The sequence below is a fragment of the Cupriavidus sp. 10L45 genome, assembly GCF_056395225.1.
In genome coordinates, this window is record NZ_JBFTJC010000015.1 from 122,645 (window position 1) to 137,168 (window position 14,524).

The 14,524-nt window shown below is 64.8% G+C and carries 16 protein-coding genes; 3 read left to right on the top strand and 13 right to left on the bottom strand.

What is annotated here, in order from left to right; translation table 11 throughout:
• Window positions 1-114 precede the first annotated feature (114 nt).
• The 4 genes from AC1DFU_RS24075 to AC1DFU_RS24090 all read right to left on the bottom strand — a co-directional run bounded on the left by AC1DFU_RS24075 (window position 115) and on the right by AC1DFU_RS24090 (window position 3,121).
• Window positions 115-771, bottom strand: coding sequence for a DUF799 domain-containing protein (locus AC1DFU_RS24075; RefSeq protein WP_092299649.1), 657 nt, complete (start codon window positions 769-771; stop codon window positions 115-117).
• On the bottom strand, window positions 768-1,190 hold the full coding sequence (locus AC1DFU_RS24080) for a DUF4810 domain-containing protein (protein ID WP_441593479.1): 423 nt from the start codon (window positions 1,188-1,190) through the stop codon (window positions 768-770). The genes AC1DFU_RS24075 and AC1DFU_RS24080 overlap by 4 nt, the downstream gene beginning before the upstream one ends.
• A 36-nt stretch (window positions 1,191-1,226) precedes the next feature.
• On the bottom strand, window positions 1,227-1,907 hold the full coding sequence (locus AC1DFU_RS24085; RefSeq protein ID WP_092299643.1) for a CsgG/HfaB family protein: 681 nt from the start codon (window positions 1,905-1,907) through the stop codon (window positions 1,227-1,229).
• Window positions 1,908-2,164: 257 nt separating this feature from the next.
• Window positions 2,165-3,121, bottom strand: a complete 957-nt coding sequence (locus AC1DFU_RS24090; RefSeq protein ID WP_092299640.1) for a LysR family transcriptional regulator — start codon at window positions 3,119-3,121, stop codon at window positions 2,165-2,167.
• Between the two features lie 165 nt (window positions 3,122-3,286).
• Between AC1DFU_RS24090 and AC1DFU_RS24095 the strand changes: the two genes are divergently transcribed.
• Window positions 3,287-4,285 carry a tripartite tricarboxylate transporter substrate binding protein gene (locus tag AC1DFU_RS24095; protein ID WP_092299637.1) on the top strand — a complete coding sequence of 333 codons (999 nt, stop codon included), beginning with the start codon at window positions 3,287-3,289 and terminating at the stop codon, window positions 4,283-4,285.
• An 11-nt stretch (window positions 4,286-4,296) separates the two neighbouring features.
• The gene (locus tag AC1DFU_RS24100; protein ID WP_441593480.1) at window positions 4,297-5,391 is read left to right on the top strand and encodes a maleylacetate reductase; all 1,095 of its coding nucleotides are present in this window, start codon (window positions 4,297-4,299) and stop codon (window positions 5,389-5,391) included.
• A 4-nt stretch (window positions 5,392-5,395) separates the two neighbouring features.
• On the opposite strand, the gene AC1DFU_RS24105 is transcribed toward AC1DFU_RS24100, so the two are convergent.
• The 9 genes from AC1DFU_RS24105 to AC1DFU_RS24145 all read right to left on the bottom strand — a co-directional run bounded on the left by AC1DFU_RS24105 (window position 5,396) and on the right by AC1DFU_RS24145 (window position 13,886).
• Entirely contained in the window at window positions 5,396-6,469 is a 1,074-nt protein-coding gene (locus tag AC1DFU_RS24105) for a LacI family DNA-binding transcriptional regulator (protein WP_092299631.1), read from the bottom strand.
• Window positions 6,470-6,495: 26 nt separating this feature from the next.
• Window positions 6,496-7,479: a tripartite tricarboxylate transporter substrate binding protein gene (locus AC1DFU_RS24110; protein WP_441593481.1), complete on the bottom strand. Its 984-nt coding sequence runs from the start codon at window positions 7,477-7,479 to the stop codon at window positions 6,496-6,498.
• A 36-nt stretch (window positions 7,480-7,515) separates the two neighbouring features.
• On the bottom strand, window positions 7,516-8,580 hold the full coding sequence (locus AC1DFU_RS24115; protein WP_441593507.1) for a porin: 1,065 nt from the start codon (window positions 8,578-8,580) through the stop codon (window positions 7,516-7,518).
• A gap of 109 nt (window positions 8,581-8,689) precedes the next feature.
• Window positions 8,690-9,046, bottom strand: coding sequence for a cupin domain-containing protein (locus AC1DFU_RS24120; RefSeq protein ID WP_441593482.1), 357 nt, complete (start codon window positions 9,044-9,046; stop codon window positions 8,690-8,692).
• Window positions 9,043-10,020 carry a quinone oxidoreductase family protein gene (locus AC1DFU_RS24125; RefSeq protein WP_441593483.1) on the bottom strand — a complete coding sequence of 326 codons (978 nt, stop codon included), beginning with the start codon at window positions 10,018-10,020 and terminating at the stop codon, window positions 9,043-9,045. Before AC1DFU_RS24125 ends, AC1DFU_RS24120 begins: the two co-directional genes overlap by 4 nt.
• A gap of 36 nt (window positions 10,021-10,056) precedes the next feature.
• Window positions 10,057-10,941 carry a beta-keto acid cleavage family enzyme gene (locus AC1DFU_RS24130; RefSeq protein WP_441593484.1) on the bottom strand — a complete coding sequence of 295 codons (885 nt, stop codon included), beginning with the start codon at window positions 10,939-10,941 and terminating at the stop codon, window positions 10,057-10,059.
• Between the two features lie 33 nt (window positions 10,942-10,974).
• The gene (locus AC1DFU_RS24135; protein WP_441593485.1) at window positions 10,975-11,724 is read right to left on the bottom strand and encodes an SDR family NAD(P)-dependent oxidoreductase; all 750 of its coding nucleotides are present in this window, start codon (window positions 11,722-11,724) and stop codon (window positions 10,975-10,977) included.
• A 33-nt stretch (window positions 11,725-11,757) separates the two neighbouring features.
• Window positions 11,758-12,696 carry an intradiol ring-cleavage dioxygenase gene (locus AC1DFU_RS24140; protein WP_092299609.1) on the bottom strand — a complete coding sequence of 313 codons (939 nt, stop codon included), beginning with the start codon at window positions 12,694-12,696 and terminating at the stop codon, window positions 11,758-11,760.
• 185 nt (window positions 12,697-12,881) lie between these two features.
• On the bottom strand, window positions 12,882-13,886 hold the full coding sequence (locus AC1DFU_RS24145) for a hypothetical protein (RefSeq protein ID WP_092299606.1): 1,005 nt from the start codon (window positions 13,884-13,886) through the stop codon (window positions 12,882-12,884).
• 323 nt (window positions 13,887-14,209) lie between these two features.
• On the opposite strand from AC1DFU_RS24145, the gene AC1DFU_RS24150 reads away from it, so the two are divergent.
• Window positions 14,210-14,497, top strand: a complete 288-nt coding sequence (locus AC1DFU_RS24150; protein WP_441593486.1) for a DUF3562 domain-containing protein — start codon at window positions 14,210-14,212, stop codon at window positions 14,495-14,497.
• Window positions 14,498-14,524: the final 27 nt, after the last annotated feature.

Below are 14,524 nucleotides of genomic sequence, written 5' to 3' on the forward strand. Positions count from 1 at the left end.
ATATTGCCGTTTGCAGCTGCCGTTTCCCCCAGACAAAGTGAAAATGCCGCAACACCGCTCCGACGAGGAGACAGTGCTGCGGCATTCTTTCTTGCGCAGCCGAACCCGGCGAGATCAGTCTGCCTGGTACTTCGGCGAGCGCGGGCCGTACAGGATGCCACCCGGCATGCCGGCGGACAAAAGACGCACACTGGCCGTGCCGGCCACCGGATAGCTGGCGTCGGTCAGATGATTGACCGCCTGGTTGATGGCGGCGGTGATCAGCATGCCGATTAGGCCGCCGCCGCTGTTGCCACTGTCGTTAGCTGCCACTGCCGTGCCGCTCCACAACACGTCGCCGGTCTTCAGGTCTACCAGCTTCGCATTCGCGGCCACGCGGGTCACGCTGCTCAGTACCTGGTAACGCGAGCCGTAGTCCGTCACGGTCACGTACAGCGCGGCATCCGCACCGAAGATTTCGCGCAGCTTGGGCACGGGTGCCGTGTGGATGTCACCAGGCACGGTCAGGCCATTCTGCCGGAACGTTTCGTCGACCAGCGCCACCGGCAGCACGTAGTAACCCGACTCAGCCAGCGGATACGTGGCTTGCGACAGCATGGCGTACGTGGCCTTGATGTCAGGCGACTCGTTCAGCGGCGGCAGCACCACGATCGAACGCGGGCGAGCGGCCTTGAACGCAGCGTAATCCACCTGTTTTCTGGGCACGGCACAGCCTGCGAACAACATCACGATGCCGAGCGTGGCGACGTAGGTCAGCATTCGACGCATCATTTGACGCTCCCTTCCGTGGCATCTGCCTTGGCGGGCGGCGTGGCGCCCACCGTCACATCCTTGCGCTCGTCAGTCTTCACATTGCGCATCAGAAAATCCATGTAAGGCGTGGACTCCGGGAACAGCGTCTTCTCTGTCTGGAATTCCTTGACCATCTGATCGCCCTTCCCGACATTCAGATACAGCATGCCAAGCTGGGCGTGATAGCCAGGTGGCACGCTTCCGTCTTTCGCCTTGATCTTTTCCAGGCCACTTTCCAGCGCGGTGATCTGCGCTTCCTTCGATTCGCCCTTGAAGTACGCGTAGACCTGGGATTGATACCCCTCCCATTGGTACATCGATTGTGGACCTGCACAACCGGCCAGCAGGCCGGCAGCCGACAAAAACGCCGCGTTGCGCAGCGTAACCCATGACTTCATTGTTGTTCTCGCTCTTGTTGGTATAGGCCTATGCGTTTACTGCGCCGGCTTCCATGCGCCGCTTTCGATCGCGCTGACCAGGTTGTTCACGGCTTCACGCATGGCCAGGTCCATCACCTTGCCATTGAGCGTGGAGTCATAGCTGGCCGTACCGCCAAACCCGATCACCTCGCGATTCGACAGCTTGAATTCGCCGGCGCCCTGCGTGGCGTAAACCACTTCAGAGGTGCTGATGTTGACGACGTTCAGGTTCACCTTGGCATAAGCGACCTGCTCGCGGCCGCGGCCGAGAATACCGAAAAGCTGCACGTCGCCCACTTCCTTGCGGCCAAATTCGGTGATATCGCCGGTCACCACGAAGTCGGCGCCCTTGAGCTTCTGCGCCTGATTCTTGATAGCGGCTTCGCGCTTGATCTCGTCGAGGTTCTCACGCTCAAGCACACTGAAACGGTTGGTCTGCTGCAGGTGCGTCACCAGGCTGGTCTTGGCCTGGCCGCTCAGACGGTCGATGCCGTCGGAGAACACGCCGCGCATGTAGTTGGAACGGTTATCGAACTTGCCTACGGCAATGGGGGTGCGCACGCCGTTATAGGGGCGGCTCGCGCTTTCCACCTTTTGCACCGGCAGCGCGGTCGACGATTCAGTTGCGCATCCCGCCAGACCGATGGCGGCGGCAGCGGCGGCACCGAGCAGGCAGTAGTTCTTGAGACTCTTCAATTCATTTCTCCAGACAAGGAACAAAACGACACATCTATCACGCCGTGACCGAGTGTGGATTGATCCCATTCAACCCTCTACGGTATCGGCAGCCGCAAGTCTGGATTAAGGCAAAATCCGCGGGATCCCCTCTTCGGTAGGGAGACCAACGCACAGTTCCCAAGTCGTTCCGCGAACTTGCCTGCGAGTCATGAGTGAAGCGATAAAGATTCCACAGGGAATCACAAGGGAGAACCTTTGGCGCAAGCAACGCCCGGCTACGCCCCACCCAAAACAGGCTCGTAGGAAGCAGTCCGCGTCATCGCCAGTTGCCACGATGGGGGGGCCCCAATGCATTGGTTCAGGTGCGAGGTGAAGGCCCGAAGCTTGGCCGAGGCGCGGGGCTGGGCGCGTAGCAGGTAGATGCCGCCTTGCGCCTGCGGGCGGAGGCCATCCAGCAGCAATTCTTCCAGCCGCCCCGCGCCGATGTCCTCGCCGACCGACCAGTCCGGCATCAGGGCGATGCCCAGCCCCTGCAATACCGACAGCCGCCGCGCATCGCAATCGTCGCACTCGACTGCGAACAGCGCCTGCGCGGCGTGGGTGGGTTCCAGGAGTTCGCGCCAGCCGCGCATGCTTGTGCTGTGGCCCCGGTCGATCAGGCGGTGGTGCTGCAGCTCGTCGGCGTGCACCGGCCTGCCATGCGCGCGCAGGTAGTCCGGCGTGGCGCAGATCACGTATCGTTGGCTGGCCACGCGCTGGGCGATCAGGTTGCTGTCAGCCTGTTGCCCGACGCGCACCACAACGTCGAATCGTTCGAGCACCGGATCGACCACGCGCTCGGTCAGCTCCAGCTCCACGGTCAGGTCCGGATACTGTGCGTAGAGGGAGCCGAGGTGCGGCACGACGTGCCGCCGCGCAAACGCCGGAAGGCACGCCACGCGCAGCCGGCCGCTAACGCCCTGCTCCAGCGCCGTCACCGCATCGCGCGTTTCGTTGAGTTCCTGGAGGATGCGCGCGGCCCGCTGGTAGAGGAGATCGCCCGCCTCCGTGCGGACCAGCGCCCGCGTGGAGCGCGTGAACAGCGCCACGCCCATTTCCCGCTCCAGCACATCGATCTGGCGCGATACCGACGACGCCACCTGCCCGCGCCGCCGCGCGACGGCCGAGAAGCTCCCTTCGCGCGCCACATCGACGAAGACGGCCAGGTTCTCAGCAAAGCGAATGAATTCCATTTGTGCGCTCCCCGCAAAGGCATTACGCGTCCGGCTTGACTTTCCACCGCAAACCGACAGGAATAATATCAACATCCCAGACCAGAGAGGCAAGTCTTTGCGAAACGCGCAAAGCATGCAGCCTCCGTCATCCGGATTGTCGAAACCCTACTGGAAGGCACCGCAATGGAGACAACTTACCTCTCAGCCGCCCTGCGCTCGATGCGCGGGCGCCCCCGCCGCATGCTGGCCGCCGCGCTCCTCATGTGCGCAACCGGGCACGTCATGGCCGACGACTGGCCGGCCAAGACGGTCACGATCATCGTGCCCTATGCGGCGGGCGGCACCGTCGACAAGGTCGCACGGCAGGTGCAGGATGGCCTGCACACCCGCCTGGCGCAAACCGTCGTGGTAGATAACCGCGCGGGCGCCGGCGGCACCATCGGCACCGGCCAGATTGCCCGGAGCCCTGCGGATGGCTACACGCTCGGCATGGTGTTCGATTCTTTCGCCACCGAATCCCACATCTATCCGAAACTGCCCTATGTCGCGAAGCGTGACCTGACGGGCGTGTCGTATATGGTCCGCTCCCCGATGGTGCTCGTGGTGCCGGCCAGTTCGCCCTACCAGACCCTTCAGGATTACGTCAACGCCACGCGTACGCCGAAGAAGGTCTCGTACGCGTCGGTGGGCGCCGGGAGTTCGAACCAACTTGTGGCGGAAGCGTTCTTCGAAGCCGCCGGCACCAGCGGCATTCACACCCCCTACAAGGGTGGCGGGCCCGCGATCAACGACCTGCTGGGCGCCCACGTGGACTCGATGATCGCCAGCCTGCCGCTGATCCTGCCTTACGTGCAGGCCGGCAAGCTGCGCGCGCTGGCGGTAACCTCTCCGCAGCGCGACGCCCGTCTGCCCGAGGTGCCCGCCGTAGCGGAACGCTACAAGGGCTTCGAAGCCTACTCGTGGGTGGCGATGATCGCGCCGGCCAAGACTCCACCCGCCGTGCTGGAGAAACTGTCCGCGGCGGTGACCGCCACGCTGCGCGACCCGGCCATCGCCAAGCAGTTGAGCGCCGGCGGCTTCGAGATCGTGGCCGGCAATGCCGCCCAGACCAACAAGCTGATCCAGGACGAGTCCGCGCGCTGGGGTCGCCTGATCAAGGCCCGCAACATCACACTCGAATAGATGCCGCCGTCATGAATCCTTTCGTCTATCAGTCCCGCCCGCAGCGCGTGGTCTTCGGCGCGGGCTCGCTGGCCCGACTGCCTGAGGAAGCCGATGCGCTCGGCGTCAAGCGCGTGCTCGTGCTCTGCACGCCCGGGCAACGGGCACTCGCGGAGCGGGCCAGCGCGTTGCTGGGTGACCGCAGCGCGGGCATCTTCGATGGCGCCGTCATGCACGTGCCCGTGGAACAAGCCCGCAAGGCGCGCACCGTGGCGGCGGAGTGTGGCGCCGACTGCGCGCTGGCCATCGGCGGAGGATCGACGATCGGCCTCGGGAAGGCGATTGCGCTGGAGTCCGCGCTGCCGGTCATCGCTGTGCCCACCACCTACGCCGGCTCGGAAGCGACGCCGATCTACGGCCTGACCGACGCCGGCCTGAAGCGCACCGGACGCGATGCCCGTGTCCTGCCGCGCACGGTCATCTACGATCCGGAGTTGTCACTGCGCCTGCCGCGCATGGTCAGCGTGACCAGCGGCATCAATGCCATCGCCCATGCAGCCGAAGGCCTCTATGCTGGCGATCGCAATCCGGTCAGCGACTGGATGTCGCGCGAAGGTATCGCGGCGCTGGGTCGTGCGCTGCCCGTCATTGCGCGGGAAGGTGGTGAGGACGGTGCGGAAAGGCTCGCCGCACGTGGCGATGCGCTCTATGGGGCGTGGCTGTGCGGGGCCGTGCTTGGCAGCGTCACGGCAGGGTTGCACCACAAGCTGTGTCATACGCTGGGCGGCACCTTCAACCTGCCGCATGCAGAAGTCCATACGATTGTGCTGCCGCATGCGCTGGCCTACAACGCCCCTGCCGCGCCGGCCGCCATGGAGGCCATCGCTCGTGCGCTGGGCGCCACCGATGGCAACGCGCCGGCGGCGGTCTTCGACCTCGCCGCCTCGCTCGGCGCCCCTACCGCGCTGCGCGATATCGGGTTGAAGGAAGAGGATCTGGAGCGGGCATGCGAACTGGCCCTGCAGAATCAGTACCCGAATCCGCGACCATTGGAAGCGTCTGGCATCCGTACCCTCCTGCGCGACGCCTTCCTGGGCAGTCGTCCGACGCTTCCCCAGGGAAGCTGAACGATTAACCCTGTGCTGGCGGCGCAGCTGTCGAGCCGCGTACCACCAGTTCCGGCCGCAATTCGATGACGACGGTGGCAGTCTGTGGCTTGTCGATCCGGCGCAGCAGCAGTTCGGCCGCCTGTTCGCCCATGTCATGGACCGGGATGCGGATGGTTGTCAGCGGCGGCGTCAGTGCATCGACAAAAGGCATGTCGTTGTGGCCGACCACCGAGACGTTCTCCGGACAGCGCAAGCCGCGCTCGCGCAGAAAGTCGTAGCAACCCATGGCCACGAGGTCATTGCCGGCGGCAATGGCGGTCAGGTCGGGCAGCGATTCGAACAACTGGTCACAGGCCCTGCGGCCGGCCTCCCGGGTATAGCTCTCCGCCTCGACGACGGCATACGCGCCGCGCCGCAACCGATGGCGTTTGACCGCCTGCATGAAGCCTTCCCGGCGCAACTGTCCCGTGGAGGTACTCGCGGGACCGGCAATGTGACCGATGCTGCGGTGACCGAGCGATACCAGATGATCGACCGTCAGCGCCATCGCCAGCTGGCTGTCGCTGACCACGCAGGACGCCCGGCCGGTATGCTCGCCGCGATTCACCATGACCACCGGAATGCCGAGCTGGAAGCAGTAGTCGAGCAAGGGATCGTCGCGTTCCGCCGTGGCCAGCACCAGCCCTTCCACCTGCCTGGCCAGCAACTGATCGATCACGAAACGCTGCCTGAGGCGCTCCACGCCGGCATTGACGACGATCGGCACATAGCCGTGCCGGCCAAGAACGGCCTCGATCCCCGCCAGGATGGGCGGGAACACCGGATTCGCGATGTCCGGCAGCACCACGCCGATCAGCCCCGAGCGTTGCGTGCGCAACCCCGCCGCGATGCGGTTCGGGCGGAACCCGCGCAATTCGGCCAGCTTCAGGATCCGTGTGGCCACTTCTTCGGCCACCAGATGGCGCGTGGCGGGATTCATCACGCGAGACACCGTCGAATAGTGGACATCGACCTCGGCGGCGAGGTCCTTGATGGTCACGCGTTTGCGCTCGGACATGGGCAGGCAGACGCCACGTTGGCTGTTGGAATGCGCCATTCTAGCGCCTGCCGCCCCGGCGCCGCTTATTCCCCTGCCCGCACGCCGGACTGTTTCACCACAGGCGCCAGCTTGCCAATTTCGGCCTGGATATAGCTGGAAAACTCCTGCGGCGTGCTGGCGCGCGCCTCGGCCCCCTGGGCCGCCAGCCGCTCGCGCACATCGGGAGACGCCAGCGCCTTGCCGATCTCGGCATTCACCGCCTGAATCACCTCCTTCGGCGTGCCGGCCGGCGCCAGGACGCCGAACCACGAATCGAACGCATAGCCGGGCAGCCCCGCCTCCGCCACGGTCGGCACATCGGGCAACGCGCCTGCGCGTGCTGGCGTGGTCACCGCCAGCGCACGCAACTTGCCTTGCTTGACAAACGGCAGGGCCGATACAGTCGGCGCGAACATCATGTCGCCGCGCCCCGCCATCACGTCGGTCAGGGCTTCGCCGGTACCCTTGAACGGAATGTGCACGATGTCGATGCCCGCCCGCATTTTGAACATCTCACCACTCAGGTGCGTAGAACTGCCCGAACCGGCGGAATCGAAGTTCAGGGTGCCCGGCTTGGCCTTCGCGGCAGCCACGATATCGCGCATCGACTTGTACGGACTGGCGGCGTTGACCACCAGCACGTTGGGCACCGAGGCGACCAGCGACACCGGCGCGAAGTCCTTGAGCGTGTCGTAGCCCAACTTCGGATAGAGCGTGGCGTTGATGGCATGGCCCACGGAGACCAGGATCAGCGTGTAGCCATCGGGCGGCGACTTGGCAACCGTGGTGGCGCCCAGCGTGCCGCCGGCGCCGGGCCGGTTGTCCACCATCACCTGCCATTGGCCGCCCTCCCCAATCTTTGCGCCGATAATGCGCGCCAGGATATCGGTGGCACTGCCCGCCGAGAACGGCACGATCAGCCGGATCGGCTTGACGGGATACTGGGGTTGCGCGATGACGGTGTACGGCAGCCCAAGCGCCGCGATCAGTCCAAGGGCCGCAATGGGGCGGAAAAACTGTCGTCTCATGGTTGTCTCCTCACGATGCAATGGCGTGCGCGGATGTCAGAAAAAGTGCCGCATGCCGAGCGCAAAGGTCTGCGGATCGGCACCGGCGCTGACACCGAGCTCGTTGATGGCGAAGTCGTAGATCGCGTTTTTCTTGTTATTGATGCGGCTGTAGTACGCGTAGAGTGCGGTGCGCTTCGATAGCGGATAGTCGTAGCCCACCGTGAACTGCATGGCATTGGTTTCCGAACCGCTGCGGAAGAATCCGATCGTGTCCGTGGACGATCCCGTGCCGTTGGCGGCATAGGCCACCCCCACCCGCACGCTGCCGGTCCCAAGCTTCTGCACCAGCGATGCGTAGTACCCGTTGCGCTGCAGGTCGCCCGTATCGGTGCGGTAGTGCAGGTGCTCATAGAGCGCGGCCAGGCGCGTGCCCGGGAACAGCTGGTAGGCCAGCGCGACCTTCAGCGCATCGTCATTGCGCCCGGCCGCCTGGTAGTGCGAGTGAACTTCGTAGGCGACGGTCGCCCCCAGCGGGCCGCGCTCGTAGACCAGTGCGGCGGAGTACAGCGCCGGATTGCGCGGCACCGTCGTCTTCTCTTCCGGCAATCCCCAGCCGAGCCAGAGGCTGGCACCCCCCAGCTGCGGCGAGCGGTACTGGATGATGTTCTTCTGGCGCCGGTCGAACGAACTCGTGTCCTGGACGTTGTCGGAGCTGGAGGTCGAGCCATTGCCGATCAGCGCCATATAGCCGGCCGTGGTCGGGTAGTACGGATCGTAGCCAGCGGTCGACTCTGTATAGGGCGTCTGCCAGTGGCCCATGAACAGCAGCCCGTAGTCGCCCTGCAGGCCCACGCGCGTATTGCGGCCTGCGATCTGGCCCTGCCCGGTGTCCAGCGAGACGTTGCTCTCGATCTGCCACACGGCCTGGAGCGAGCCGCCCAGGTGCTCCACGCCCCGAAAGCCGAATACCGACCGGTTGTTGGTCTGCCGCACCGTACTGCCCAGCTTAGTCCCGTCCGTCGCCGTGCTGGCCCGCGAGTACTCGATGGCCGTGTTGAGCCGCCCGTATATCGTCACGCTGTCTTCCGCCATCGCTTCCCGGGCGATGACGGTGGACATCAGGGCCAGCGGAATCACATGACGTCGCCTGAAAACTCTCTGCATCTGGGTCTCCTCGTGTTGTTATGAAGTGGATGATTGCAAACGTTTGCAGAAGCGCAACAAAAAATCAGGGCCTGGCGGTGGCCGTGGCCGGATACGGCATGGCCAGCAACAGCATCGCGGGCCGGTTAGACGGATTGCTCACCTCGCGGGCCTCCCCAGGCGCCAGCCGGACCGAATCGAACTGCCCCAGCGTCACAGTCTCCTCCGGCGTGCGGATGCAGACCTCGCCTTCCAGCACGAAGTAGTGCTTCTCCATCGGCGAGGCGTCGAGCGACGTATGGCCGCCCGGCAGGATGATCGACACGCCCATCCACAGCGCATCGGAAGGCCCCGCCTCGTGGCCTTGCAGCCGCAGACAGTGCATACCTTGATGATTGGCCGGATGGTAGGCCGGCGCCTGGGCGAAGCGGGTCGTATTCATGGCGTCAGCACCACGCGTTCGGTGGCGCCTTGCAGCACGGCGCGATAGGCGTCCCGTGCGTTGGACAGCGCGTACGTGTAGTCGGGCAGCACCGGGAACGGCTTCAGCGCGCCGGAGGCGAACATCGGCGCCAGCGCATCGAGGATCTTCGCGCAGGCTTCGCTATCCAGGGCCAGCGTATCCACGCCCACAAAGGTGTGCTGGCCACGATAGAACGCGAAGATGTCGAACGGCACCGGCCTTTCAATCGTCGAGATGAAGATCTGCGTGGCGCCAATCGCCATGGCCAGGTTCGCCTGCTCGAAATAGGGGCTGCCCACCGTGTTGTAGACGATGTCCGCGCCATGCCCGTCGGTTTCCTCACGCACGACGGCTGAGATGGTTTCCCGGCTGGCATCGATCATGCGCACCGTTCCGCTCGTGTAACCCCGGTACGGCTCGGCGCCGCGCTCGACAGCGAACACGCGTGCGCCCAGCGCGGTCGCGATCTGGATCGTGGCCTGGCCGACCTTGCCGTTGCCGCCGCAAACGAGCACCGTGCTGCCGGCGCCAGGCATCCCTGCGCGGCGCAGGCCCTCATACGCGGTGATGAACGGTACACCGACGGCACCGGCTTCCAGCAACGACAGCGTCGCCGGCTTCTCGCGCACGGCGTTCACGCCGATGCGCAAGTACTTGCCATGCGTGCCGTCGCGACGGATGCCAAGCTCGCCGCCACTGCCCCAGACCTGCCGGCCAATCCAATCCGAAGGGCCGTCGATCACAACGCCCGCGTAGTCCCGGCCCGGCGTGCGCGGCCATACGGCATGCGGCATCATGCCAAGCGTGGCCTTCACGTCGCTGGGATTCACCCCGGCGCTGGCGACTTCGATGATGCACTGGCCCGGGCCAGCCTCGGGGCGCGGCAGGCCGGTCAATGCGAGTTCGAGCGTGTCGATGCTGGGGGCTTTCTGATGAACCTGGATGGTATTCATGGTGATATCGAATGCTGTGTGCGGTGAATGGTGATGTCAGGCGTCGCGCAGGCCCAGCACGGTGCGGGCCTCTGATGAAGAAGCGATTTCTCCTCCCAGTGACTTGACGATGTCGCGCGCCTTGGCCACCAGCGCGGCATTGTTCGGGGCGAGTACGCCCTTCTCCAGATAGATGTTATCTTCGAGCCCCACCCGCACATGGCCGCCCGCGAGCCAGGCCTGCGCGACGATCGGGAACTCGGCACGGCCAATGCCGAACGCAGACCAGTGCGCGCCCTGCGGCAGCATATTGCGGGCGTAGAAGATGGTTTCCGGGGTCGGGGCGAAACCGTACTTCACGCCCAGCACGAAGGTCCAGAGGCCGGGGCCGTCCAGCACGCCCTCGCGGATGAAATCGAGCGCCATGTTCAGATCGCCGGAATCGAAGATCTCCAGCTCCGGCATCACGCCGGCGCTGCGGATCACGCCGGCCATCTTGCGCACGTTGGCCGGCGTATTCATGACAACGTCGCCGCCCGAGTTCATCGTGTTCAGGTCGAGGGAACAGACATCCGGGCGCAGCGCCGCGATGTGTTCCACCCGCTTGAGCGGATGCAGCAGCGTCGTGCCGGGGGCCGCCACGCGTGGCTCGTTCTCATCGGGCACGAAACGGCCACCGGGCCCTGTGGTCAGGTTGATGATCAGGCGCCGGTGCTTCGCGCGAATCCTGTCGATGACATCGGCGTAGTAGTCGAGCGACATCGACGGTCGGCCGGTTTCCGGATCCCGCACATGGATATGGGCGGCGGCGGCGCCCGCTTCCGCCGCTTCGAGCGCGGCATCGGCTATCTGGGCGGGCGTGACGGGAAGCCCCGGATGCTGTTCGGGCGTGACGATGTTGCCGGTCACAGCGCAGGTGATGATCGTCTTGCGTGCGTGCATGGGTCAGTTGGGAAATAGATGGGAGAAAGGAGATCAGCCGAGCTGGCGCCCACCGTCGACGACGATCGTGGTGCCTGTAGCGAAACGCAGCGAGGTAGCGCAAGCGACGATCGCGTCCGCCACGTCCTGCGCCTGGCCGATACGGCGCAGCGGCGTGGTGCTTGCCGCGCGGTCATTGAAGCTGCTGTCGCGGCCCGGCACGAAGCCCGTGTCGACGACGCCCGGGGAAACGTTGAGCAGGCGGATGGCCGGAGCCAACGCGCGACCGAGCGACATCGCCATGACATCCAGTCCGGCCTTTACGGCGCAGTACGCCACGTTGCTGCCTTGTCCGGTGCGCCCCGCGATCGATCCCACGTTGACGATCAGGCCGTCGCCATTAGCGCGCAGCAGCGGCGCGAACGCCCGAATCGCCGCGAACTGGCCGCGCCAGTTGATGGCGAACATCTCGTCGATCAGGGCATCGTCAAGGGCGTCGAGATCCCCATGCGGAATCGCACGCGTGAAGCCTGACGTATTCACGAGAATGTCTGCGCGGCCGTAGTGGTGATGCACATCCTCGGCAAGCTGGCGCAGCGTGGCGCTGTCACCGACTTCCGCGCGTGCCGCCAAATGGTTGCCCGCAGGCAACGCCTTCACGGCGCTTGCCGTGCGGTCCATGTCGCGCCCGGTCAGCACGACACTGGCACCGATATCGGCCAGCGCCCTGCCCGCCGCGAATCCGATGCCGCCGGTGCCGCCGATAATCACGGCAACCTTGCCGGAGAGAGATGAAGTCTTCATGGTTTGGTTGTGAGTTGGGGGAGGATTGGGTCGTCAGTCGATCGGTGGTTTCGGGAACGTTTGCTCGCCGGGTTCGAGCGCGAAATCGAACGCCATCGTGTAGAACGGCGCCGGCAGGTCGCCCCAAGGGCTGCGGCCGGCTTCGACCAGCCGGAACGCGCCCACGAGCTGGCGATGCACGCCGAACGTGACATCGGTTTCGAGGATGTCGGAATCGTCGGCAAACACCTGCGTCACCAGGGTGCGATAGCCCGGTGAGGCTACGATGAAATGAATATGCGCGGGACGGTAGGGATGCCGGTGCTGCGCGGCCAGCAGCTTGCCCACAGGACCATCGGTCGGCACCGGATAGCCCGCAGGCCGCACCGTGCGGAAGTGGTAGCCACCGTCGGCATCGGTGTGGAACAGGCCGCGCAGGTTGCGATCGGGTTGCGTCGGGTCCTGGTTGTCGTAGAGGCCAACCGGCGACGCTTGCCAGACCTCCACGATCGCGCCCGGTAACGGCGAGCCATCCGTGGCGCGAACCGTGCCGCTGACAAACAGCGGCAAGCCCGGTGCATCATCCTGGACCACGCAGTCGCCGCATGCGTAGTGCGGCGCGTGAGCGCGATAGAACGGGCCCAGCAACGCGCCGGGCGTGCGCCCTTCCGTCGTGCCGTTGTTCATCGTGGTGACCAGCGTGGACAGGCCAAGCACATCGGCCGCGAGCACAACTTCGTTGTTCGTGGCGTGTGTGGCGTGCCCAAGCGCGGCGATGAATTCGAGCCCGAACTCGAACTCCGCGTCGGTCGGCCGGACTTCGCGCAGGAAGTCGTGCAGGTGCTTCACCAGCGCTGCCATCACCGTCCGCAGGCGGGGGTCTTCCGTCTGGGCCATGGCCTGCCTGACCACTTCCGTGACCGACGATTCATTATCGATCAGGCGCAACGCGCCGACGGGCTTCTGGGCTGGGGTGGACTGTGGGGTTTCCATGCCGTCTTCTCCTTTATGCAAACGTTTGCATTATGGGCGGTTTCAGGCGAATGGCAAGCCGCGGATGGGCGAACAGGAGTTAGCCAAAAATCACTTATTGGACGAAAAACGAGGCGAATCAAGAGGATAGAGGGTCGATCCGTGGTAACCCTAGGGCTCCTCCGGCGGTGGCTGGTGCGCCGCCGTCAGAAGCGATAGCCGAGCCCCGCGAGGAACATATCCGTATCCCGGCTGTACCCCGTCAGGGTTCGGTTCCATGACAGCCGTGCCAGCCAGTGATCGCCGAGCCGGTAGCTTGTCGACAGCGTAAACAGGCCAGACCAATGGGACGGTGAGGGGTCCGCGCCGGGGCCGCTGACACGGAGACTGGTAGCGTAATAAGGACCGGCACCGAAACCGAGCGTCAGCCGGTCTCCCAGGAAGGCCCCGGATACCCAGGCCTGCGTCGCCACGCCGCGGCGCCGGACTGACCTGGCGCTTCCTTCGTCGAGGTAGCTGACCGTCCCTTCCACGTAGCGCCAAAGCTGGTGCCGATATTCAAGCGCGCCGCCAAAGACCATGTCCGACTCGAAATCATTGACGACGATGCCACCCAGCATGACGGTCAGTTCGTTGGGCGTGGCGTCTTTGCCCCGGTGAGCCGAACCCACGACCGGCCCTGGCAGGTTGTCGCGGTCGAGTTGATAGCCCACGCCCAGCAGAACCGTGTTGGAATTGAAGCCCGACGCCTGCCACGTCCGGTTGAAGCGTACCTGCAACATCCAGGGGCCACCGACGTACCAGCTGGCCGCCGCGCTGGCCAACACCCCGACGCCGTGCTTGTTTTCGTAGCTGCCATCGGGCTGGTGGCTGGTGGTGTCGAAATAGAGATAAGGGCCGGCGCCCAGCGAGAGCGCCAGCCGCCTGTCCAGCGCCAGGTAACGCCACCAGAGTTGGGCGCTGTGCCCGTCGCGATGATGGCCGGTGATATGGCCCTCGTTCAGGTAGGTATAGCTGGCGTACCAGTGCTCCGTCAGGTTTTGCTGATAGACGTAGGCATAGGCGTAGCTACGGTCGTCCTCAGTCTGGATCGGCGGGTTGGTATAGAAGCCGCCGAGCAGCAGCACCTCCTGCCCATATGCGGCAATGGATGCCAGCGCCAGTAGTCCGGCGGCGAGGAGCGTCAACCAATGACAACGGGCGCGGGGCATCGATCTCCGCCTTGAGCAGGGGTGAACTCGAATTATCTTAGCAACGGAAAATGAAAACCCCCAAGGCAAGCAGCAGACGCGCCGTGCAGATCCGCCCCGAGGACACCCTGGTCGCATGTTTGGTTTGGGGCACATGCCAATGACGGTCAACGTCTTTTCGGCGGCTTCTGCCGCCTCCGCCAGCCACCTGACAGGACACCGTGCTGAGGCATAATCGCCTGCACCGCATGCGCACCGCACCGCGATGCCGGCATCTGGCACGGCTACCCAAACAGGCAGCGTCTACACTTGGTGTGGTAAAAACGCATGTATCAACATCATCCATGACGGACTCTGACGCTGGCACTGGAAATCCTGAACCGGCGTCAGGTGAGGATTCCGGGCGTCCTCCGCTGGCGGTCCAGGCCATCGAGCGCATCGCACTTCGCAGTGGCATACCAAGGGAAATTGTCCGACAGGAGTTCTGGAGTGCATGGGACGCATTGCTGTCCGATGCGAAGTGCAAGGACTATGTTCTACTCTTCGCGGAGAAGAGAGTGCTGGAAGTCCTTCGGCGCAAATACGTACCGCAGTCGTCGCTCGATCGGCGGCCCGATTCGCCTGGCGCATAATCCCTGGCGCCACTTGCCAAACCGCAC